This is a genomic window from Chitinophaga dinghuensis, assembly GCF_003259435.1.
Classification (GTDB): domain Bacteria; phylum Bacteroidota; class Bacteroidia; order Chitinophagales; family Chitinophagaceae; genus Chitinophaga; species Chitinophaga dinghuensis.
The window spans coordinates 449,755-473,380 of record NZ_QLMA01000003.1 but is presented as its reverse complement, the minus strand read 5'-3'; the positions used below and the strand labels follow the sequence as shown (position 1 = coordinate 473,380).

Sequence of the window (23,626 nt, the reverse complement as noted above, 5' to 3'; positions counted from 1 at the left end):
TTTATTAGCGTTTGATTACGATAAAGCCCGTTACCTGTTGTGACTTTCCTTCTGTGCGAATCTGCACTGTATAGAAGTAAGAACCATCTGGCACATCTGCTCCCGATCCCATTCCTACATTCGCTTTACCCTTAAAGTTGTTGGACTTGTTATCGTAATGCTTTGTTTTAAATACAGTACCACCCCAACGGTTGAAGATCACCACTTCATTATCCGGATACTTGTCAATGTTTTCGATATACATCACATCGTTACCCTTGCCATCTCCGTTTGGCGAAATAGCCGGATGTATCCTGATAAGACCGTTGTTATCGTTAATGTAGCGTTTATCTCTTGTCCATCTTTCCACAGAATCCGGTACGCCGTCGCCGTCTGAATCCAGATCCAGGAAGTTAGGAATACCATCTCCGTCGGTATCATCATCGAATGGATCGCCGTTCTGATTGATATCTTCCTCTGCGTTGGTTAAGCCATCGCCGTCGGTATCACATTCACCGCACATAGGATCATCGTTCAGGATTACGCCCAGCGCCTTCACCGGATCTACCAGCTTAGGCAGATTGGTGCTGGAAGGAACCGAAACAGACAACATCTTCACATAGAAGGATTCATTCTGTTCGAAAGTGGTATCACCGATGATTTTAACGAACAGCTCCCCTTCTGAGGAGAACGGAGGGATCGTGATCTGTTTCACATCCATGATGAAGTCCTCTCCTGGAGTAGCTTTGAAGTCGAAGAATGGATAACTAACTCCTTCTGTCGCTTCTTCATTATCGAAGGTAATGGTCACAGGACGGGAGCTCTTGTTGCTCAGTTTGATCACAAAGCGCAGGAGATTCGTGTCTCCCATATTTCCTTCTTTCACACTAAACTTCGTATCAGCGAAGGAGATATTCAGCGGATCATTATCTGTTACAATGACGTGATTAGAGATCTGACTACCCAGGAGGTACAGTGGCGTACTGTTGCTACCTGCATAAGGAAGCAGCGTTGTATTCAGGAAGCCATCATCATCGTTGGTAGCATCATCAGAAGAAGAAATGGTAAAGTTGTGTTCAGACTGCATCGCCGGTAAGGTGATGGTCAGAATATTACCATTGATCTGCCCTTCGCTGGCTGTGAAGGTGCGCACCGCATCCTGGTCTATCTGTATTCTTACAGGTACAGGAATTGCCGCTCTACTTGGCGATTTAATCGTGTATTGGATAGGTTTACCTTCCGGAACTGTGGTCACGGTGGTAAACAACTCTACTATCAGGGTATCATTGTCGCTGATAATGAGATCAGGGATGGCTTGTGCGGAGAACGGCCATGTTACATTTACCAGGTTGCTGGTTACATTCTTCAGTTGCAGCGCTACAGTTCCATCTCCCTCTACAATATCATTATCAATTGGATCTACATTAATGACAACTTCATTCTTACCTGCCGGAATTACAGCCTGACCACTCAGTTTCTTGTATCTCACATCTGGCGTGGCAGTACCACCTACGGTATAATTCACTGTCACATCTTTGGCGGCTGTCAGTGCAGGTTCGGTAAAGCGAACTTTCAGTTGACCCTGCGTTGCCGGTTCGGCGGCATCCTTGATTTTTTCTACCAGTAATTCTCTGGCGGTCGCTTTAGGGCCAGTGGCGGCACTTTCATCGTCATGCACCGGCAGCTTAATGGTATCCAGCTTGTTGACAGCAAATGGAATGGTATTCGTTCCTCTTACCATAGATGCTGTTTGCAGTGCGGCAGGCAGGAATTCGTCTCCATCAATAATATTATTATCAATCACAGGTACCTGTACATCCGCACTGTTACTACCCACTGGGATGGTAACGGTATTGGCTACACTACCAATGTTGGTAGCTCCTGGTACGCTGCCTACAAACAAGGTTACCTGTACCGGCGCCGCTGCGGTATAATCCAATGGTAGCTTCACAGTATAAGCACCTGTTGTGGAAGGCTCAGCGGCATCTGTACCTTTCAGCAACTGTACTGTTGCCTGTACCGTCTCTGTAATGGTAAGGGCATGTGGCGGCTGCAGCTGGTAGGCAAAGAAGCTGTTCACGAAATTGCCTTGCAGTTGCAGTATTTCATCTCCTTCAATTACTTTGTCCGCTACCGCAGTTAAGGTATATTCTATCTGATGCTCTCCAGCTGGCAATACCAGGTTATCCGGCAGACCACTGTAATCATTGATATCTGCGGTGGAGGTAGCATCCGGAGCTACATGAAGAACCACGTCTTCCCCTGCCACAATATTATTTGTTGTAAAGCTGAGCAACACTTTGGTACTGTGCCCTTCCTGTAAAGTGGTAGAGTCTATGCTCAGTTTCATTTTCAGGTTATTCGGATCTGCACTGGTGGCATCAATGATGGTTACATCGATGGAGTCTCCACTCATACCAGGCAGGTTAACCGGAGTAGCCACTATTCTGTACAGTTCAGGTCTTTCAATGATATCGTCTTTCAGCGCAGTGAAGGCAAAGGAGTATTCATGATCGCCTGCCGGTATAGTAATAGTGGTTGGCAGACCATTTACATCAGATACGTCTGCGGTGGAATTTGGCGATACATCCAATCTTACTACCAACGGTTTGCTGGAAGTAACACCTGGCGCAAAAGCCACTTTTACAGTATAGCTGTCCCCTTCCACTACCGTATTTCCTGGCGTTACTGGCGACAAATAGATTCTTCCTGTATTTGGATCATCATGTGTTCTGTCGAGGATCGTTACGCGGGTGGCATCCACCGGCAATTGCGGATCGTTGCAGACACCTGTAATACTTACTATTTCATCATCTTCCAGGATAAGATCCTTAAAGGCTGTGAGCAAAGTAGCAGCAGCGCCTGCATTGTCTCCGGCTTTGATGGTAATGGATGCTGGCAAGGCAGAGTGATCGGTATCATCTGCGGTACTATTGCTGGCATCTTTGGATAAGTTAATGGTATAGTCCTTACCAGCTCTCCAGTTATTCTCAAAGGTGGCTTTCAGCACAGTTCCTGCACCGCCTTCATCGATCTTATCCGGTTCTGCACTCAGATGAATCCGGGCAGGATACTGGGCATCCTTGATGGTAAAATTAACAGGTGTATTCGTATAAGAGGAAATGCCATCTGTGGCTGAAAGTCCTATTTGTAATGTTTCATCGCCTTCTACCAGGTCATCTGTCACAATATGCAAAGCGATGCTGGTGTCTTTATTGAAAACAAAAGAAGCCGGAATCGTATAGTCGGCAGCGGTAGCGGTACCACTCAGTATATGCGTTACCGTAATAGGCACTTCGGTGGTAACTCCCGCAGGCAGACTTACCTGTAATGTCACATCATCGCCTTCCAGGAGTGTACCGGTTTTGCTTGGTGTGATATTCAGTACCGTTTTCAGTGGATCATTCCTTGTTTCATCCTGGATAGTAATAGGCAGATCAGCGATCACATATGGACCTGATGTACCTGTGATAATAAAGGTTTCATCTCGCTCCAGGATATCATCGTTCTCTGCTTTAATGAGATTGGCAAAGGTAATACTATGCTGACCAGCAGGCAGTGTAACCGTTTTCGACACAAAGCTCAAATCACTGGCTGAAGCGGTAGATGCGGCGCCCCGATCCAGGGTTACTACAATCGGAGATTTAGAGCTCAGGTTAGTACCCAGACTTACCGTGATATCAGCGCTTTCGCCTTCTTTAAGTACAGTTTTACTGCTGGTGATATTCAGGATATTAGTACCCGGACGTTTGATCGTACTATCTTCTACAGTAATGGTTACCGGAGTTACCAAAATATTGGCATCTGTGGTAGTTCCTTCCACTACAATCGTACCGCCGTCTCCCAACATATCATTTCTGTTCGCTAATACATTCACCGCAGTAGCTGTATTGCTAAATTTAGGAATGATGAACTGAGCAGGTAAAGCGCTATGCTCTGCATTATCTAAGGTGGATGCGGCGCCTTTGCTGATGTTCACAGGAATATCAAATCCTGCTCTCCAGTTGTTTGGCAATTTTACATTTACAGCAGAACTGAAGCCTTCCAGGATATGATCCGGCGAGGCCGTAATTTCCAGCGTTACAGGATACTGTGCATCGATAATATCGGCTGTGATTGCATCCGTCGTGTAGGCTTCACCGGTAGCATCAGTTGTTGTTCCGGTAACGGTAAATGTTTCTGTTCCTTCAACCAGGTCATCATTTAATACATTCACGGTAACGACTGTACTATTTCCTGTGCTGAAGCTGGCAGTTGCAGGGATGGTGTAATCCTGTCCCGCGCCTTCTGTAGCCGTGCCACTGGTACTGAAGCTGATATTGATAGGTATTTCTGTTGTGATATTTGCAGGGAGACTAAATGTATACTGTTGCGCATCGCCTTCATGCAGCTGGAGTTTGCCGGCTGGCGTTACTGACAGCTTTCTGTTGTTGGCATCTCTGCGGGTAGCATCATTAATGGTCAGGGAGAAATCAGCGCTGGTATAGCCAGTACCTGCATCCGGATGGATGGTCAGCAGTTCGTCTTTCTCAATTACATCGTCTTTCTTCGCCAGGATAATGTCTTCGGTAGTAGTTTCACTGTTATTTGTTGCATGCAGTGTAACCGCCGTTTTGAGTAAGTCGAAGTCATTTGCACCAGCTTCGCTGGTAGCAGCGCCAGCGAGATTAATAGTAATGTCTTTGGCAGAAGTAAAGCCTGCAGGCAGTGCGATACTCACTTTGGTAGCCGTATTCTCCAGCAATGGATTTGTAACGGCTGCAAGTGTGAGTGCATTACTACCCGGATAAGTGGTCCTGGTATCGTCCTGGATATCCAGTTTAATAGGCGCTGCAGTAGTGATCAAAGGATCTGTGCAGGTAGCGTTGATATACAGCACTGCATCATCATTCAGTACTTTATTGGTATTGGCGGTAATGTATATTTTATCAGAAGCTGATTTATTGGCTGCGATACTGATGGTTCCAGGAAGATTATATCTCGCTAAAGCCGCTGTAGTACCTGTGCCGGCAGCCAGTGTAAAGTTCACAGGGTTACCTGCTATAATACCATCCGGCAGTTCTACCCAGAAAGCAGCGCCGGTGGCGTCGCCCTCTTTGGCGAAAGTCTGATCCAGGTGCAGGATCACCGGATTGGCCGGCGGATAGTCTGCATCTATAATGGTAATGGTAGTTGGTGTAACAGCAAAAGTAGTGTTCAGTGCATCTACCGCTGTAGCGTCGATCACCAGCGTTTCCGGACCTTCCATCAGACCATCGGTTTTCAGCACCAGGTCTGCATCAATAGAGTGACCGGTGAAAGATGGCTGTGGTAAAGTCAGGCTGTAATCATTCAGATCAGCAGTACCCGTATTGGCTTTAAAGACAACGGTAATAGGTACTTCTGTAGTGATATTTGGAGGTAAGGTAACTGTCACCTTTCCATGGTAGCCTTCTTTCAGTTGATCGGCTGGATCAGTGATGAAAGTCAACTTCAGATTATTTGTATTCTTACGCGTTTCGTCGGTGATCGTCAGATTCAGAGAAGCCGGCGTAGCAGTGAAGCCTGTGGATGGCGTCACTGTCAGTTGTACCGCTTCATCTGCTTCCAGAATATTATCTGTATTTGCTGTCAGGATATCGTCAATAGTGGTGGTACTGTTGCTGCCTGCTGCTAATGTCAATGGCAGATTAGCCAGATCATAATCAGATGCACTAGCGCCATTGGCAACATATACTGGCGTGAGATTAACGGTGATGGCTGTCGCAGACGTGATACCTGCTGGCAGCGCAATGGTAAACTTCGTTTTATCTCCTTCTTTTAATACCGTACTTACAGGTGTTACAGTAACTGCGTCGCTGCCTGGAGAAGTAACCCGCGTGTTGTCCTGGATATCCAGTTTAACAGCAGGTGCAGTAGTGATCAAAGGATCTGTGCAGGTAGCGTTGATATACAGCACTGCATCATCATTCAGTACTTTATTGGTATTGGCAGTAATGTATATTTTATCAGAAGCTGATTTATTGGCTGCGATACTGATGGTTCCAGGAAGATTATATCTCGCTAAAGCCGCTGTAGTACCTGTGCCGGCTGATAAACTGAAATTCATTTGGTTGGCGGTAGCCAGGCCACCTGGTAATTCCACCCAGAAAGCAGCGCCGGTAGCATCGCCTTCTTTTGCGAAAGTCTGATCCAAATGCAGGATCACATTTCCAGGAGGATAGTCCGCATCAATGATGGTAATAGTTTTGCTGGTAACCGTGTACGGCGTATTGATAACGTCCGTAGCAATACCATCCAACACCAGCGTTTCCGGACCTTCTACGAGATTATCAGTAAGCAGGTCCAGGGTTACATCCTGCGAGTGTCCCAGCAGTGTGAAAGCGGCAGGCGTAATAGTATAATCCGCCGAACTGGCGGTTCCAGTATTAGGTTTGAAAGTGAAACTAATCTCCACTTCTGTAGTAACATCCGTAGGCAGAGAAACGGTTAAAGGTCCTTTGTAGCCTTCCTTGAAATCTGCCGGCGCAGCCAGGGAAGTAATGCTCAGTTTGAGATTATCCGGATTCTTACTGGTTTCATCCGTCACATCCAGTCTGATCTGATTAGTGGTGACGTCCACATCTGCTGCTGCATTGAGTAACAATGTTTCTGTGTTTTCAATAATCAGATCCGTTTCTGCTCTGACAATGTTTTCTGCGGTGGTGATGCTATTGGTATTTGCAGGCAGTTTGATGACATTCTGCAACAGGGTATAATCATTTGATATGCCAATGGTGGAAGCGGCATCTCTGGTAAGGGTAATATTAATATCCTTGGTACTGGTCACATTCGGAGGCAGCGATATTTTGAACTGCACGCTCTCCCCTTCCTTGATGGTGGATTTAACCGGAGTGATGGTCAGCACTTTACTACCGCTGGTGGTCTGACTGGTATTATCCAGAATATTCAGTTGTTTCTGTCCATCAGTTGGAATATTAGTATCAGTGCAGGCGGTATTGATGTATAAAATGGCATCATCAAAGAGGACATCGTTGGTGTTTGCCTTGATATATATTTTATCGGAGGCCGACTTACCCGGATCAATGGTAATGGTAGCAGGTAGTACATATCTGGCTGCTACCGCAGTTGAAGTGGCGTCGGCCGTCAGGTTGAATGTAAATTGTTTTCCTGCTTTAAGTCCGTCTGGCAACTCCAGCCAGAAGGCTGCGCCAGTGGCATCTCCTTCTTTTACAGAAGCCTGATCCAGGTGTACAATCACAGGATGCGCAGGCGGATAGTCTGCGTCTCCAATGGTGATGGTGTAAGGATTGAGTGTAAAATTAGTGATGCCATCGCTGGCAACGCCGCCCAGGATCATGGTTTCATCTCCTTCGAGCAGATCGTCGGGAAGCAGATGCAGATCCGTGGTAGTGGCATTTCCGGAAGATAATGTGAAAGGGTTGACCAGGGTGTAATCCAGTGTAGAAGCCGTTCCTGTAATATTATTCAGATTGACATTGATAGGAACAGTAGTAGTGACGCCATTAGGCAGCGATACGGCCAGTTTACCATCATAACCTTCTTTCAGTCCTGTAGCAGGAATGGTGGAGAAAGTTAATTTAATATTTTCCGGATCGAGACGGGTAGCATCTGTGATGGTAACGGTAGTAGTCGCGGTTTTAGTTTTGCCCATTACTACCGCAGTGATATTCAGTTTCACATATTCATCCGGTTCCAGTACCAGGTCTGGTTTTGTCACCAGTATCAGATCTGTGCCATTACCATTTACAGCAATTTCTGCATCAGCAATAGGATCGAAATCATCTCCTACTGTGGCCAGGTTAGCAGTACCGTCATTAACAATAGAGGCAGTGACTTTTATTTTTTCAGACGCGTTCACACCGGCTGGCAATTGTACATGAATAGGGAGACTGTTGCCTTCCTGTACAGTGGCAGTGGCGGGAGCGCTGATGTTGCTGGGTTCATCATCTACAATGACATAGCAGGTCGTGGATTGTGCCCCCAGCTTAATCATATTATCGGGAGATGACAATAACTTTAAATTCAGTCGTCTGTCATATTCCAGGATTTTATTTCCTTTTATGCTTACAAGTGGAACAGTTACCGTTTGGTTAGCGGCTATTGTGTAGTCCCTTGCAGGGATCATAAAACCAACCCTGTTGATGGTGAAGTCTGTTCCTTCTACAGCAGGATGTTGTTCACCACTGGCAGGAGCAGCTACATCTATCTGAACGAAAGCGGGACCGTATAAAATCCCTCCTGTTACCGTGAGTGTCAGGTTGGTAGCAGTGGCTGTCACATCGCCTTCCAGCTGGGATAATGTATCCTTGGTAAAAGCAACGGTTACCTGTGTACTCTTTCCGCTGTGGGCGGTAGACATGGCATCTGTTGCGGTAGTGGAGTTCTTGATTGTTTGCGTATCATCATATCCAACGCGTACTACTGTACCGGAAGACATTAATTTCGTCAGGGTAGTACCTGTTTGGTTCATGATGGTCCATAGGCCAACTCCTCTGTAATAGTTCAATCCTGTGCCTGGGAACTTATTCATGAGGCCATTCAGCATTCTTCCATCCTGCGAATCTTCCTCCCGGTCATAATCATAATTGATACTGAGCCCATAGAAGCGAGAAGTATCGATGGTACGGAACATATGACTGTAGTTCCCATTATTACTATTGGGAGCCGTAGTTGTTGAAGTACGGTATATACCTGCCAGACGTGGGGTTCCTGCAATTCCCATAGCCGTATCTGCAAAGCAGTTACGGTTATTATCATCTTGAGCCGTACTTATATTATCCTGCAATTTGGGATACTCTGTAAAAAAGAGCATAGGAATAAAAGCAGTAGCAGCTGCGTCATTGGGAAAGACATTATACTTCAGGTGGAAGTATTTTTTAGGCGCTTCGTAGCTAATCACTTTACGCACGATCATGCGATAAGTCACTCCAGATTTCACTGCATCGAAATGAGAGAAGATAGCTACCTCATATGGATTGGCGGCAGAACCGTCTCCCATAAGGCCGGATACATAATCTACAGTAGGTGTAATCGTATCGCTAACAAGGGAATTGACATACATTCTGAAATAGTTACGGATTCCCACTTTTCCGGCTTCATTTCGATCTGCTCCGGTTTCCGTTCTTCCATTTCTGAAAATCTGATAATCGCCATTGGCTTTAACTACAATTTTTAATCCATCTGTGGTATTGGTTCCACCGGTCGGATTAATGGTCACCTGAGCTGAGGTTGTAAACGTGGAAAACAGTAACATCAGTGCCAATACTACACCTCCGGCAAGCCGACGGAAAAGTAGGGGCATAGCAGTCTGGATATCTTTCATAGGATAGGACAGAACTAACATAATAAGCTTGTAAATTTCTATTTATGCATATAGATTCTTAAGTCACAAAATGAAAAAACAAAACTTTGCCAACCTATATGCTATGATGCGTATTTCCTAAATGGCTTCCCGACGGCACACACTTAGCTGATGTGCAGAACAACCTGCTGCCGGTCTTAATCTATCGTTTTAGTTCGTTGTATGCCAACGTGGGGGAAACAAGTTCCCTGCACACTTGCTGCACCGGGGATGATCTATATAATTTATTCTATCTACTACTTATTGTCTATTATCCGCAAACAATAAATTATAAAATCATATATTTTAATTTACAAATCTATAACATAAATTATATTTATTCAAATTAAAATATGCAAACGGTAAAAAGCCCGTCATTTTAGATTTTTTGGAGAATATTTAACGCTTAAAAAGAAAAATCATAGGGTGAAAGTCCTTGAAAAAAGAAAAAATACCCATAGATTTGTAAAAAAAAGTAAGAATGTCTACTATTTCAAAATCAAACATTGACTTTAGCCTGAAATATAAGGTAAAAGATATGTCCCTGGCAGAATGGGGTCGCAAAGAAATTGAGCTGGCCGAAGCAGAAATGCCTGGTCTGATGTCTCTTCGTGAAGAATACGGCAACTCTAAACCACTGGCTGGTGCTCGTATTGCTGGTTGTCTGCACATGACTATCCAAACTGCCGTACTGATCGAAACCCTGGTTCACCTCGGTGCTGAAGTACGTTGGAGCTCTTGCAACATCTTCTCTACACAAGATCACGCTGCTGCTGCTATCGCGGCTGCAGGTACTCCTGTTTTTGCCTGGAAAGGTCTGAACGAGCAGGATTTTGACTGGTGTATCGAACAAACCCTGTTCTTCGGTGGCGAAGATCGTCCGTTGAACATGATCCTGGACGATGGTGGCGATCTGACCAACATGGTACTGGACCGTTACCCTGAGCTGATCCAGCATGTAAAAGGTCTGAGTGAAGAAACCACTACCGGTGTTCACCGCCTGTATGAGCGCATGAAAAATGGTACTTTACCAATGCCTGCGATCAACATCAACGACTCTGTTACAAAATCCAAATTCGATAATAAATACGGTTGCCGCGAATCTTGCGTAGATGCAATCCGTCGTGCTACCGATGTAATGATCGCTGGTAAAGTGGCGGTTGTTGCTGGTTTCGGTGACGTAGGTAAAGGTTCTGCTGAGTCTCTCCGTGGCGCCGGCGCTCGCGTAATCGTAACTGAAATCGATCCAATCTGCGCACTGCAGGCTGCGATGGAAGGTTATGAAGTGAAAAAAATGAACGATGCTATCAAAGAAGCCGACATCGTAGTTACTACTACCGGTTGCCGCGATATCATCAATGGTGAGCACTTCAAACTGATGAAAGATAAATGTATCGTTTCCAATATCGGTCACTTCGATATCGAAATCGATGTAGCTTGGCTGAACACCAACTACGGTCATACTAAAGTTGAAATCAAACCACAGGTAGATAAATACACTATCGATGGTAAAGATATCATCCTGCTGGCTGAAGGCCGCCTGGTAAACCTGGGTTGCGCTACTGGTCACCCATCTTTCGTGATGAGTAACTCTTTCACCAACCAAACACTGGCTCAGCTGGAACTCTGGCTGAACTCCGCAAACTACAAAAACGAAGTTTACGTACTGCCTAAACACCTGGATGAGAAAGTTGCCCGTCTGCACCTGAAAAAAATCGGCGTAGAACTGGATGTACTGACCTCTGCTCAATCTGAATACCTCGGTATTCCAGTTGCAGGTCCATTCAAACCTGACTACTATCGTTACTAATCAGTTACGATATATCATATCAAAAAAGCTCCTGCCATCAGCAGGAGCTTTTTGTTTATAGTGCCTCGCATCTTTCCCCTTCATTGCCAGAAAAAATCAATAATTTCGCAGCATGACAAAGCTTAGTGTTAACATCAACAAGTTTGCAACACTGCGCAATGCTCGCGGTGGCAACGTTCCCGATATTTTGAAAATAGCGCAGGACTGCGAACGCTTTGGCGCAGACGGTATTACCGTTCACCCACGCCCAGACGAACGTCATATCCGCTATCAGGATGTGCTGGATCTCAAACCTATTGTAACAACGGAATTCAACATCGAAGGATATCCCAGTAAAGAATTTATGGACCTCGTATTGTCCGTAAAACCGCATCAATGTACACTGGTACCAGATCCTCCTGATGCCATCACTTCCAATACCGGTTGGGATACTATCAAATACCAATCTCAATTGAAAGATGTCATTTCCGAACTGAAGAAAGCAGGCATCCGCGTTTCTATCTTCCTCAATCCGGAAGTGGATAAAGTAGCAGGCGCTAAATCCGCTGGCGCAGATCGTATTGAACTGTACACCGGTCCTTACGCTGAAGAATATACGAACGCACGTACACAGCCGCAGAATCTGCAACTGTTCAACGACTATAAAAACACGGCCAGGGAAGCCACCGCTATCGGGCTGGATCTCAATGCAGGTCACGATCTTAACCTGGATAACCTCCGCTTCTTTAAACTGCATATCCCACAACTGAAAGAGGTATCCATCGGTCACGCCCTCGTTGCTGACGCCATCTATTTCGGTCTGGAAAACACCATCCAGCTCTATAAAAGACAACTGGCAGATTAATCTGCACTATATCATAGAGATAAAAAAGGGAGACGCCAGTCCGCGGACTGGCGTCTCCCTTTTTTATCTCCATCAAACATCTTCACTATTTACTCCTCCACTCCTTCTCTTCTCCACTTTCTTTGCTGCTCTGCTGCTTTGCTGCTCTGCGAGCAAAAACCTCCTTTGCGCCTTTGCGAGCCACATAAAAAGCGATAAAGCCACTCACTTATCGCAAATGGCTTTATCGAACCCTTAAAACAATCAACATGATCCATACCGGGGTCACAACAAAACCGGTATGAATTTTATTATAGTTACCGTCAGGATTGACAGTAATGATACACGGATTTTACTTCTTTAATAACGCAATATCCAGCACTTGGTTCATTTGCTTCACATAATGAAACTTCAAACCTTTGATATAATCCGGATTAATGTCTCTGATATCTTTCTCATTCTGCCAGCAGAGGATGATTTCACGGATACCTGCACGTTTCGCCGCCAGAATTTTTTCTTTCAGCCCACCTACCGGTAATACCTGTCCACGCAGCGTAATCTCGCCAGACATTGCCAGGTAAGATTTCACCTTCCGGCCAGTAAACAATGACGCCAGGGCTGTCAGCATGGTAATACCTGCACTAGGCCCGTCTTTAGGCACTGCTCCTTCTGGAATATGAATATGTACGCTCTTCTCTCTGAATACCTTAGGATCGATATTGTAAGTAGCCGCATTCGCTTGCAGGTAGGTCAGTGCCGTTACTGCGGATTCTTTCATCACATTACCCAAGTTACCGGTCAGTTTCAGATCGCCTTTACCTTCACTCAGACTGCTTTCAATAAACAGAATTTCTCCGCCTACGTACGTCCATGCCAGCCCTACAGCTACTCCCGGAGGATTTCCTACTTTATAGATCTCATTGGAATAACGCGGCTTACCCAGAATCTCCTCTACCCGTTCGTTAGAAACTGCATCTGGCAGCTCGTTTTCCATAGCCACTTCCTTCGCGAGGTTACGCATAATGGAAGCAAACTGTCTGTCCAGCTCACGAACCCCACTTTCCCGGGTATAATCCGAAATGATATGCTCAATAACGTTATTGGATATACGGAATTTCATGTCTTTCAGTCCATGTGCTTCCTTCTGTTTCGGTACCAGGTGACGTTTCGCGATTTCTACTTTCTCTTCAATGCTATAACCGCTCAAGTCAATGATTTCCAGCCTGTCGCGCAGTGGCGCTGGGATAGCGCTGATATTATTTGCTGTAGCAATGAATAATACCTTGCTCAGGTCATATTCCAGTTCCAGGTAGTTATCATAGAAAGTACTGTTCTGTTCTGGGTCCAGCACTTCCAGCATAGCGGAACTCGGGTCTCCTCTATGGTCATTGGCCAGTTTATCTATCTCATCCAGGATCATTACCGGATTGGAAGATTTTATTTTACGGATCGACTGCACAATACGACCAGGCATCGCACCGATATAGGTTTTACGATGTCCGCGGATTTCGCTTTCGTCGTGCATACCACCCAGACTTAAACGTACATATTTACGTCCTACCGCGTTGGCAATAGAGCGGCCCAGAGAGGTTTTACCGATACCCGGAGGGCCTACAAAGCAAAGGATAGGAGATTTCATGTCTCCTTTCAGTTTCAGTACGGCCAGGTATTCCAGGATACGTTCCTTGATTTTCTCCATACCGTAATGATCGTTATCCAATACTTTCTTTGCCTTTTTCAGGTCGTAGCTATCGGTAGTATATTCGTTCCAAGGCAGGTCCAGCAAGAGATCCAGGTGATTGTACACCACGCTGTAATCAGGGGTGCTTGGATGCATACGCTCCAGTTTTTCAATCCCTTTGGTGAAAGCTTCCGCAGCGGCAGCAGGCCATTTTTTGTCTTCTGCCTTGCGTTTCATCTCACGGATTTCACGGTCGTTGGAATCGCCGCCCAGCTCTTCTTTGATCGACTTCATCTGCTGTTGCAGGAAGTAATCGCGCTGTTGCTTATCAAGATCCGCCTTGGTTTTATTGGTAATCTTGTTTTTCAGTTCTGCGAGTTGCAGTTCTGTTTGCAGGAGTTTCATCAGTAACTCCGCGCGTTGGCGCAGGTTGTTGATTTCCAGCAATTGCTGTTTATCCTTCAGCTCTGAATTCAGGTTTGAAGAAACGAAATGCACCAGGAAAGAAGCATTTTCAATATTCTTCAGGATAATGCTGGCTTCTGAAGGCAGGTTAGGAGATAACTGAATAATTTGAGCCGCCAGGTCTTTAATAGACGCAATGTAGGCTTCAAACTCTGTATCATCTTCTGCATTCTCATCCTGAAGGATTTCCACTTTAGCCTTGAAATAAGGTTCTTCCGTAACGATCTCTTCAATTTTGAAGCGTTTACGGCCCTGGATGATGATAGTGGTGCCACCATCGGGCATTTTAATCAATTTAACGATACGAGCTACTGTACCTACTTCACTGAGGTCTTCTACAGTAGGATCTTCTATTGAACTGTCTTTTTGCGCCACAACACCGACCATTTTGTCAGTCTTGTATGCATCGTTTACTGCCTTTATGGATTTATCCCTGCCAACAGTGATAGGAATCACTACACCAGGAAAGAGTACTGTATTGCGTAATGGTAATAATGCCAGTTCATCGGGGATCTTTTCATCCTCCAGCCCCTCTCCATCTTCACTCAAGGGAATAATAGGCATGAACTCCATTTCATCTTCCGAATTTCCTAAATAAAATCTGTTCATCTGAAATATTTAAAGCCACCGAGGACATTCTGTCAGATTAGCCAACCAAATCCGCTCGGATTAATAGCAGGGGTACCTAGTCAAGATTAATGCCAAGTGAAAACCCCTGCCAAAAGGAAACGCTTTTATTGCTACTATCCAAAATAAGTAGCAATAAAAGCGTTCTTTAATGATTATGGCTGAGCTTAGAGGGTTACGCCTACACCTAACTGGATAGATTGGTTCTTCCAGTTGCTGGTGTTGGTAACGCTGCTCATATCTTTTACATCGTTGAAGCCGATGATGTAACGGGCAGAGATGTTGATAATCGGCAGTTGCAGCCAGAGACCGCCAACACCGGAAATTTCACCACCTTTAAAGGCCTGATTCGCCGCACCAAATACTTTTTTGTCGCTCACCAGTGCGCCGAACTGAGGTCCGAGCTGGAGTTTCAGTCGCGGAGTACCCAAGTCAATGTTTGCCAACAGCGGAATGCTCAGGTAGTTGAGATTGATATTTTTACCGTTGTCATTCAGGTTACCAGTGTTGTAAATCTGGCTAAAATCATCAGTGGTTTTGGTTTTGGTAGAAGAGAAAATTGCTTCTCCCTGTACTCCGAAACCTTTTACCAGGTTCAGTTGAACGAAAGCTCCCAGGTGGTATCCCAGGTTGAATCCATTCTGATAACCGGTACCGTCGAGTTTACCCAGGTTGGCGCCACCTTTAACACCCCAGCGCAGCAGAGATTGCGCATTTACAGACGAAACAGCTGTTACTGACATCAGTACAACAGCAAGCATGAGTTTTTTCATAAAATCGAGATTAATGTCATGGTTAAAATATAGACGTATGGCAGGACTCTTACCCCTACGACTGTCCGCGGAGGCGTTTTATACAAAATCCGTGCTATATGTTAAAATTTCTAGAACGTATAGGAGACACGAGCCGTAAAGTAGCTCAGGAGGCTACTTTCACCGAGATTAAAAGTTTTGAACATCGTGTAACAAGGAGAGATGGTCACTTTACCAATAAGATAGGAGAAATTAACGGTGAGATCCACGGCTCTCGGTTGAAATCCTGTTTTCTGTTCCATGGATGTTTCCTTTCCCGGATGCTTCACCAATTTATTCACTTTTGGGGCGCGGGTATAATATTGAAAAGCTTTCAGATTACTGTAATAATTGGCCGTTCCCATCGTCAATGATACAGATGGAGTAAGTAGTATGGCATCTTTGGCGGATAGCGCACCGGTAAAGATAAATGGATGACGAATAGTGGCGATGAGGTTAAAGTCGCTCCCCTGTAAGGTTTCCAGGGTATGCAGGCCTTCCGTAACCGTCTTTCCCCAGCCATAGTCCAGGCTTATTCCCGGCTGCAGCCACCATCCCCTGTAATAGAAGTAGGCGAAGGTTTCATTTTTGATGGGTGATAGCGGCACATCGCTACTATCTGCAAAGAAATACCGTGTATAGGATACGCCAGTCAGGAAGTTATCATTCTTAGAATAGTCATATCCGGCTGTGAAATCCCATTCAAACCAGGGTTTTTGAAAGGCATTAAAGAGGTAATATCCGCTAAAACTGGTATAGAAGCCACTTTTATGGTAGTAAGTCAGGGATGGGGTAATAAAAGTTTTCATTACGAGCGGTTCGTCGTAATTGGGGACTTTGCTTCCATAAGCGGGATTATTGCCATATCCAATACCGATAACCAGCTCACTTTTCTCTTTTTTGCGCAACAGTGAGTCCAACTGGTTTTCCAGCTCAGCTAAAGTTTGGCCCATCGCAGAATGGATGCAAAACAGCAACAGGAATATAAAGTATACGCGCATGAAAATGCTTTTACCCTAATTTTTATATGAATCGCAATATAGGTGTTAAAGTCGATTAAAGAGGGTAAGGTGTGGGTGAAGAGGCATTAAGTATAGGTATACCCCGCTTATTTGTCGATAAACAAGCGGGGCTGATTTCTTTAAACGAGATCTATAACGGTAATTTCCGGGAGTACGCCTACTCTTCCTGGGTATCCGAGGAAGCCGAAGCCACGGTTTACATAGAGGAACTGTTCTCCTTTCTTATAGAGGCCGGCCCATTCCTTGTAAATATATTGTGCCGGGCTCCATTTCAGGCCGGGGATTTCAATGCCGAACTGCATGCCATGGGTATGGCCTGCCAGCATGAGGGCAATATCTGGATATTCCGGTCTTACTTGTGCATCCCAGTGGGTTGGGTCGTGGGAAAGCAGGATCTTAAACGGAATCTCAGCGACGCCTTCATGGGCTCTTTTCAGGTCCCCATATTTAGGAAAGCGGGACATAGCGCTCCAGTTTTCCACACCCAGCAAGGCGATTTTATCATTGCCACGGGAGAGAATGGCGCTTTCGTTCATCATGAGGTTCCAGCCGAGTTCTCCGTGTATGCGTTTCAGGTGTTCCAGGTTCTGATGCTGCATGGCGCTGTAGCCGTTTGGCTGCTTGTCGGGCCAAGGGTAATAATCGCCATAGTCATGGTTCCCTAAGGTAGAAAACACTCCCATAGGGGCTTTTACCTGACTAAATACATCCATCCACTGTTCCATTTCCATGGCGCGGTCGTTGACCAGGTCGCCGGTAAACAGAATGAGATCTGCTTTCTGGTCATTGATCATTTTCACGCCTTTCAGTACAGCCTCGCGATTTGCGAAACTACCGGAGTGGATATCGGATATCTGTACGATACGCAGTCCTTTAAAACTGGCTGGCAGGTGTGCAAAAGACAGTTTTAGCTTGCGTACATGATAATTATACTTATTAGAAAAACCGTATACGAGAGTCGCAAAGAGACTACCACCTGCGATGAGGCCCAGTCTGTTCAGGAATTGGGAACGGGAAAGTCCGTTTACGGCTTCTGTGGTTACGTCTTTGGGTGCGGAGAAGCGGCGAATCAGCCAGGTGATTCCTCTTCTGACATCGTCCAGGAGGAGGAAAACGGCGGCAAGTAGTTTGGCGACTACCAGACCTATAATAATAGCGAGTACATAAGAGCGTACGGCTGCCGGCCAGTGATGCCATTTAATATATGGTAACAGGGCGACGATCAGCAGGCAGGAGATAGAAATAAGCCAATAGGTACTATAGGTAATATTTCTGACCCGGGGAGATGACATGTACACCATAGCTTTCACGGCTTGGAATACATAAATGTCCAGCAACAGGAGGATAAATATTAGAAGAAACGAATTCGAGCCAGGTCTCATTATTAAATTTTCTATTAATATGATTAATTGGGCAAGGTAATGATTCTGCCTCGCTCCAAAAAGTTAAATATCATTCAGTTAATCTGAAGACGAATAACAAGAATATTAATTGTATGTTTTATTTTTTTTCGTGGGAAAGAAACCGTTACATTTGAAACAATCAGAAGTTATTAGGAATTAACCCATTAACATGGGCGCCAGGTAGTGTGAGAGCGGGAGATTGCTTTCAAAGTTATATTGTGTGAATAAATAAATATACTACAGCGCCTGATTTTTACCTAATCGTTGTATTTTTGTCCGATTGGGGTTACTTTTAATTGTGTAAAATTAATATTGAAATCCAAATTACAGGCAGAAGAGATGTGTAATCGGATCTGTAATTCATTCAAATATTTAATTTATGAAATTCACCTACTACGGACATTCCTGCTTTGCTGTAGAAATAAAGGGTAAGAAGATCTTGTTTGATCCATTTATCCGTCATAATGAGCTGGCAAAAAAAGTTGATATAGAAGCGATACAGGCAGATTACATTTTTGTATCGCACGGACATGAGGACCATACTGCTGATTTGGTAGAGGTAGCAAAGCGTACAGGCGCCACCGTAGTATCTAACTTTGAGATAGTTACCTGGGCTGGTAAGCAAGGCCTGGAGAAATTACATCCCATGAATACGGGCGGTAAGTGGAAGTTTGATTTTGGCGTGGTAAAGTGTACTGTAGCGCAGCATAGTAGCGGTTTACCAGATGGCAGTTATGGCGGCAACCCGATGGGGTTCATTTTCATTACAGACGAAGGAAATTTTTATTATAGCGGCGATACGGCGTTGACATTTGATATGGAGCTGGTACCGATGGCTGCCAAACTAAATTTCGCAGTGTTACCGATTGGTGATAATTTCACGATGGGTGTGGAAGATGCGATTGCGGCAGCTGAAATGATCGAGTGTAGCAAAATAATTGGTGTCCACTTCGATACTTTTGGCTATATTAAAATTGATCATAAGGGAGCAATTGAGCAATTTGACGAAGCGGGGTTGGAATTATTGTTACCGGAAATAGGGAGCACTACAGAGGTTTGAGGAATAGGTGGTAAGACAGAATTATCCTTTATATCCTATAAATAAACCTTGAATTATTATTTTAGACAATGGCAAGAATTATCGCAATCGCTAACCAGAAAGGTGGCGTAGGAAAAACTACAAGTGCAATCAACCTGGCAAGCAGCCTGGCCGTGCTGGAGTTCAAGACGCTGCTGGTAGATGCCGATCCTCAGGCCAATAGCACCACTGGTCTTGGCTTTGACCTGCGCAATGTGCAGCAAAGTCTGTATGACTGTATGGTCAATGATGTCCAGGCCAAAGATGTGATCCTGGAATCAGACACTCCTAATTTAAAAGTACTCCCTTCCCATATAGACCTGGTAGGCGCTGAACTGGAGCTGATCAACCATCCCACCAGGGAAAGGGTGATGAAGCAAGTGATAGAAAGTGTCCAGGCGGATTATGATTTTATCATTGTTGACTGCTCTCCTTCTTTAGGATTGATTACGGTGAATGCCCTGGTGGCTTCAAATTCCGTGATTATTCCGGTACAGTGTGAGTTCTTTGCACTGGAAGGGTTGGGTAAACTGTTGAATACCATTAAAATTGTGCAGAGCCGTTTAAATACGGAGCTGGAAATTGAGGGTATTCTCATGACTATGTACGATGGACGTCTGCGACTCAGCAACCAAGTGGTGGATGAGGTAAAGCAGCATTTTGAAGAAAGCGTCTTCAATACTATTATACATCGCAATACCAAACTGGGAGAAGCCCCTAGCTTTGGTAAATCCGTTATTATGTACGATGCAGCCAGCACCGGCGCCATTAATTACCTGAACCTGGCCAAGGAAATTCTGCAGAAACATAACTTCACGAAAATCAAAACAAAAGATAAAATCTTAGCAATTAACGATGACCAATCCAAGTAAGAAAGAGGCGCTGGGTAAAGGCATCCGCTCACTCCTGCAGAATATTGATACAGACCTGAAGCAAACCGCCGGCGCACTCGGCGATAAAGCTGCTGTAGCTACTACTGCTGCCGGAATAGAGCGTATTCCCCTGGACCAGATTGTGACCAATCCCAAACAGCCCCGCCGTGATTTTGATGAGATGGCATTACAGGAATTGAGTCAGTCAATCCAGCTGCATGATATTATCCAGCCTATTACTGTAGCCAAAATCAGCAATAAAAAATTCCAGCTGATTGCAGGTGAACGCAGGCTGCGTGCCAGCAAAATGGCAGGACTGAAAGATATTCCGGCTTATGTTCGCCAGGTCAACGACCAGGAACTGCTGGAACTCGCCCTGCTGGAAAACCTGCAACGCGAAAACCTGAACGCCATAGAGGTTGGGCTTAGCTACAAACGCCTGATGGAAGAGTGTAATCTGACACAGGAACAAGTAGCCGACCGTATGGGCAAAGAAAGAAGTACTGTTACCAACTATATTCGCCTGCTGAAACTTCCTCCTGATATCCAGGTGGCAGTACGCAATGGTATCCTGAGCATGGGCCATGCCCGTGTACTCACCGGTATCGAAAAGGTGGAAAATCAATTGTTCCTTTTTAATGAAATCCTGAAAAGTGGTCTTTCCGTTCGTCAAACAGAAGAACTGGCCCGCCGCATGCATCAGGCAGAAGATAATAAAGGAAACCAGCAAAAGGCAAAAATCAAACTGGCGCCAGCATTCCAGAAAATTCAGGATAACCTGGCATCACACTTCTCCACTAAAGTTAAACTGGACAGGGATAAGAACGGAAAAGGCAGTATCATGATCGAATTCTATTCAGACGAAGAACTGAACAGTATTCTGGAAAAAATAGACATTTACGGTGGCTAAGGCTGGACAGATCACTCATTTTTTACGCAATATTTTTCTCCTGCTGCTGGTAGTGACCTCACTACCGGCAGTAGCTGCATCTCCTGTGCCATCACAGGCTGATACCGTGGCGCCTGTACTGAAATCTCAGATAGATAGCAGCAGGGCCGCGCATTTGTCGTCCGACTCCGCCATTCAAGGCATCCGGATCGACTCCACCGCAGATATGCGGGCAGCAGTGGAACCTAAAATCCATAGTCCCAGGAAAGCAGCACTCTATTCTGCTGTATTACCAGGGTTAGGACAAGCTTATAACCGGGAATACTGGAAAATACCACTGGTATATGCTGCCATTGGTACCTGTACCGGCTTTTTCATCTTCAATATGAAAGAGTATAAGCGTTACCGTGATGCTTATCGTATCCGTATGCTGAATAATCCGGATATACATGATGAGTTTGAAACGATCTATCCCCGTATATATCCAGCAGATGCCATCAAGGTTATCAGGGACCAGTACCGGGAATATGTGGATTATTCCGTATTGTTCTTTGTACTCTCCTACGGACTGAACATAGTAGATGCAACGGTGTTTGCGCATCTGCGGTCATTCGACGTATCCAATGACCTCACCATGCGGATTTCACCCACCATTATCAACAATCGTACTTTAGGAATAGGTGTTAATATCTCCGTTGGAGGTAAGAAATCGAAGCGACTGTATTACGCAGGCAGATAACACCTATCAGCAACCAATATAAAACAAGTCAGGTCATGAAAATTGCGCTTATCGGATATGGTAAAATGGGTAAAGCCATTGATGCCATTGCCACTGCCAAAGGACACGAAGTAATTCTCAGAGTAGATTTAAACAATAAACACCTGCTGGAAAAGGAACACCTGGGCCAGGCAGATGTAGCCATAGAATTCAGCACTCCGGAAACAGCTTATTCCAATGTGATGAAGTGCTTCGAAGCCAATGTACCTGTTGTTTCCGGCACCACCGGCTGGCTGGAAAAACTCCCGGAAGTTAATGCCATTGCCACCAAAGAAGGGAAAGGATTCCTCCATGCTACCAATTTCAGCATCGGTGTGAATATCTTCTTTGAAGTAAATAAAAGACTGGCCGAACTGATGTCTACCCAGCCACAGTACGACGTGCGCATGGAAGAAATCCACCACACCCAGAAAAAGGACAGCCCAAGCGGCACCGCTATTACGCTGGCGGAACAAGTACTGGCAGGCATTCCTCGTAAACATGAGTGGATTAACCAGGAAAGTTCAGTAGAAGATAAACTGGTGATCATCTCCAAGCGTATAGATCCGGCGCCAGGCACCCACACCGTAACTTATACCTCTCCTATAGACGATATCAGCATCACCCACACTGCACATAGTCGCGAAGGCTTTGCAGCAGGTGCTGTAGTAGCCGCAGAGTGGCTGAAAGGTAAATCCGGAGTGTACTCCATGAAGGATGTGCTGAACCTCTAAAGCCAAAATGTCCAAAAGACGCAGGAACAACTTATATTTGTTCAGATAAATAATGTTCGCTGCACTTAAAGTTCATCCAGGAGGGATGCAAATCAGACGGTATGTTATCGAAAAAAACACAATACGCATTTCACGCTTTAATCTATCTGGCCGAGAATGTTGACAAAGGACCTATCCTTATTTCTGAGATAGCGCAGGAAAAAAACATATCAATTAAATTTCTTGAAAATATCCTGCTGGAGTTGAAAAACGCCGGCATTCTGGGCAGTAAAAAAGGCAAGGGAGGAGGTTATTACCTCATGAAACCTCCAAAAGAAGTTCCGCTGGCAAGGATTATACGCCTGCTCGACGGACCTATTGCCCTGCTTCCCTGCGTGAGCCTGAATTATTATGAACGTTGCGAAAACTGCCGCGATGAAGCTGTATGTGGCCTCAACGAAGTAATGGGAAGAGTAAGGGATTCCGCCTTGAAAATTCTGGAAAACAAAACACTGAAAGACATCTTAACTAGAAATAGCTAAAAGATAGATTTCCAACTACTTAGAATACCTCTGCGATTGCAGAGGTATTTTTTTTACCCATTTTTCTATTTAGTCTATCTTTTTTATAGGATTTATGTATTTTTGTATACTTGCTGGCACAAGTATATCACCATAAGGAAGTATTACATGACAGACATTACCACTGCACTGGACAATAAGTCGGTAGTAGAAGGCATCCGATATTTAACCGAGCAATATCCCGGCGCGGTTGCTTTCAGTACCTCTTTTGGCCAGGAAGACCAGGTAATCGCAGATATTATCTGGCGAAACCAACTACCAGTCAAGGTATTTACCCTGGATACAGGACGACTGTTCCAGGAAACCTATGACCTGATCGATCTGACAATGGCACGCTACAAACAGCCCATTGACGTGTATTTCCCTGAAACCGCAGCTATAGAACAGCTCCTGCAAAAAAAGGGACCCAACAGCTTTTATGAATCCGTAGAAAACAGAAAAGAATGTTGTGGCATACGAAAAGTAGTCCCCCTGAACAGAGCCCTGGAAGGCGTAAAAGTATGGATCACCGGATTGCGCGCAGAACAGTCGGACAACCGTCATGATATGAAGATAATCGAGTGGGATGAACAAAGACGGTTATACAAATATAATCCCCTGATTCATTGGGGATATGATGAGACGCTGGCTTATCTGTCGGCCAACCTTGTTCCATACAACAAACTGCACGACAAAGGCTTCATCAGTATTGGATGCGCTCCATGTACCCGCGCCATCGAACCAGGCGAACACCCAAGAGCCGGCCGCTGGTGGTGGGAGCAATCTCACAAGGAATGTGGCCTCCATGGCTAA

The 23,626-nt window shown here is 45.1% G+C and carries 14 protein-coding genes; 9 read left to right on the top strand and 5 right to left on the bottom strand.

What is annotated here, in order from left to right; translation table 11 throughout:
• Positions 1-4 precede the first annotated feature (4 nt).
• Positions 5-9,325 carry a T9SS type B sorting domain-containing protein gene (locus tag CLV59_RS10980; RefSeq protein ID WP_111592074.1) on the bottom strand — a complete coding sequence of 3,107 codons (9,321 nt, stop codon included), beginning with the start codon at positions 9,323-9,325 and terminating at the stop codon, positions 5-7.
• Positions 9,326-9,803: 478 nt separating this feature from the next.
• On the opposite strand from CLV59_RS10980, the gene ahcY reads away from it, so the two are divergent.
• Together ahcY and CLV59_RS10970 are read left to right on the top strand one after the other, a co-directional pair.
• Positions 9,804-11,132 (top strand): adenosylhomocysteinase, encoded by a 1,329-nt coding sequence (gene ahcY, locus CLV59_RS10975; RefSeq protein ID WP_111592073.1) that lies wholly within the window; start codon positions 9,804-9,806, stop codon positions 11,130-11,132.
• A gap of 112 nt (positions 11,133-11,244) precedes the next feature.
• A complete protein-coding gene (locus tag CLV59_RS10970; protein ID WP_111592072.1) occupies positions 11,245-11,976 on the top strand; it encodes a pyridoxine 5'-phosphate synthase in 732 nt (243 codons plus the stop codon).
• Between the two features lie 331 nt (positions 11,977-12,307).
• Here CLV59_RS10970 and lon read toward each other — a convergent pair whose 3' ends face one another.
• The 4 genes from lon to CLV59_RS10950 all read right to left on the bottom strand — a co-directional run bounded on the left by lon (position 12,308) and on the right by CLV59_RS10950 (position 17,833).
• Positions 12,308-14,710 (bottom strand): endopeptidase La, encoded by a 2,403-nt coding sequence (gene lon, locus CLV59_RS10965; RefSeq protein WP_111592071.1) that lies wholly within the window; start codon positions 14,708-14,710, stop codon positions 12,308-12,310.
• Between the two features lie 185 nt (positions 14,711-14,895).
• The gene (locus CLV59_RS10960) at positions 14,896-15,501 is read right to left on the bottom strand and encodes a porin family protein (protein WP_111592070.1); all 606 of its coding nucleotides are present in this window, start codon (positions 15,499-15,501) and stop codon (positions 14,896-14,898) included.
• Between the two features lie 110 nt (positions 15,502-15,611).
• Positions 15,612-16,520: a hypothetical protein gene (locus CLV59_RS10955; RefSeq protein ID WP_111592069.1), complete on the bottom strand. Its 909-nt coding sequence runs from the start codon at positions 16,518-16,520 to the stop codon at positions 15,612-15,614.
• A 140-nt stretch (positions 16,521-16,660) separates the two neighbouring features.
• Entirely contained in the window at positions 16,661-17,833 is a 1,173-nt protein-coding gene (locus tag CLV59_RS10950; RefSeq protein WP_245950851.1) for a metallophosphoesterase, read from the bottom strand.
• Between the two features lie 490 nt (positions 17,834-18,323).
• On the opposite strand from CLV59_RS10950, the gene CLV59_RS10945 reads away from it, so the two are divergent.
• The 7 genes from CLV59_RS10945 (at position 18,324) to CLV59_RS10915 (ending at position 23,626) form a co-directional block, all read left to right on the top strand.
• Positions 18,324-19,004 (top strand): metal-dependent hydrolase, encoded by a 681-nt coding sequence (locus tag CLV59_RS10945; protein ID WP_111592067.1) that lies wholly within the window; start codon positions 18,324-18,326, stop codon positions 19,002-19,004.
• A gap of 68 nt (positions 19,005-19,072) precedes the next feature.
• Complete coding sequence (locus CLV59_RS10940; protein WP_111592066.1) at positions 19,073-19,894, top strand: ParA family protein; 822 nt, start codon at positions 19,073-19,075, stop codon at positions 19,892-19,894.
• A complete protein-coding gene (locus CLV59_RS10935) occupies positions 19,878-20,804 on the top strand; it encodes a ParB/RepB/Spo0J family partition protein (protein WP_111592065.1) in 927 nt (308 codons plus the stop codon). The genes CLV59_RS10940 and CLV59_RS10935 overlap by 17 nt, the downstream gene beginning before the upstream one ends.
• On the top strand, positions 20,797-21,522 hold the full coding sequence (locus CLV59_RS10930; protein ID WP_111592064.1) for a DUF5683 domain-containing protein: 726 nt from the start codon (positions 20,797-20,799) through the stop codon (positions 21,520-21,522). The genes CLV59_RS10935 and CLV59_RS10930 overlap by 8 nt, the downstream gene beginning before the upstream one ends.
• 35 nt (positions 21,523-21,557) lie before the next feature.
• Complete coding sequence (gene dapB / locus CLV59_RS10925; RefSeq protein ID WP_111592063.1) at positions 21,558-22,274, top strand: 4-hydroxy-tetrahydrodipicolinate reductase; 717 nt, start codon at positions 21,558-21,560, stop codon at positions 22,272-22,274.
• Between the two features lie 101 nt (positions 22,275-22,375).
• Complete coding sequence (locus tag CLV59_RS10920) at positions 22,376-22,795, top strand: RrF2 family transcriptional regulator (RefSeq protein WP_111592062.1); 420 nt, start codon at positions 22,376-22,378, stop codon at positions 22,793-22,795.
• Positions 22,796-22,942: 147 nt separating this feature from the next.
• On the top strand, positions 22,943-23,626 hold the full coding sequence (locus tag CLV59_RS10915; protein WP_111592061.1) for a phosphoadenylyl-sulfate reductase: 684 nt from the start codon (positions 22,943-22,945) through the stop codon (positions 23,624-23,626).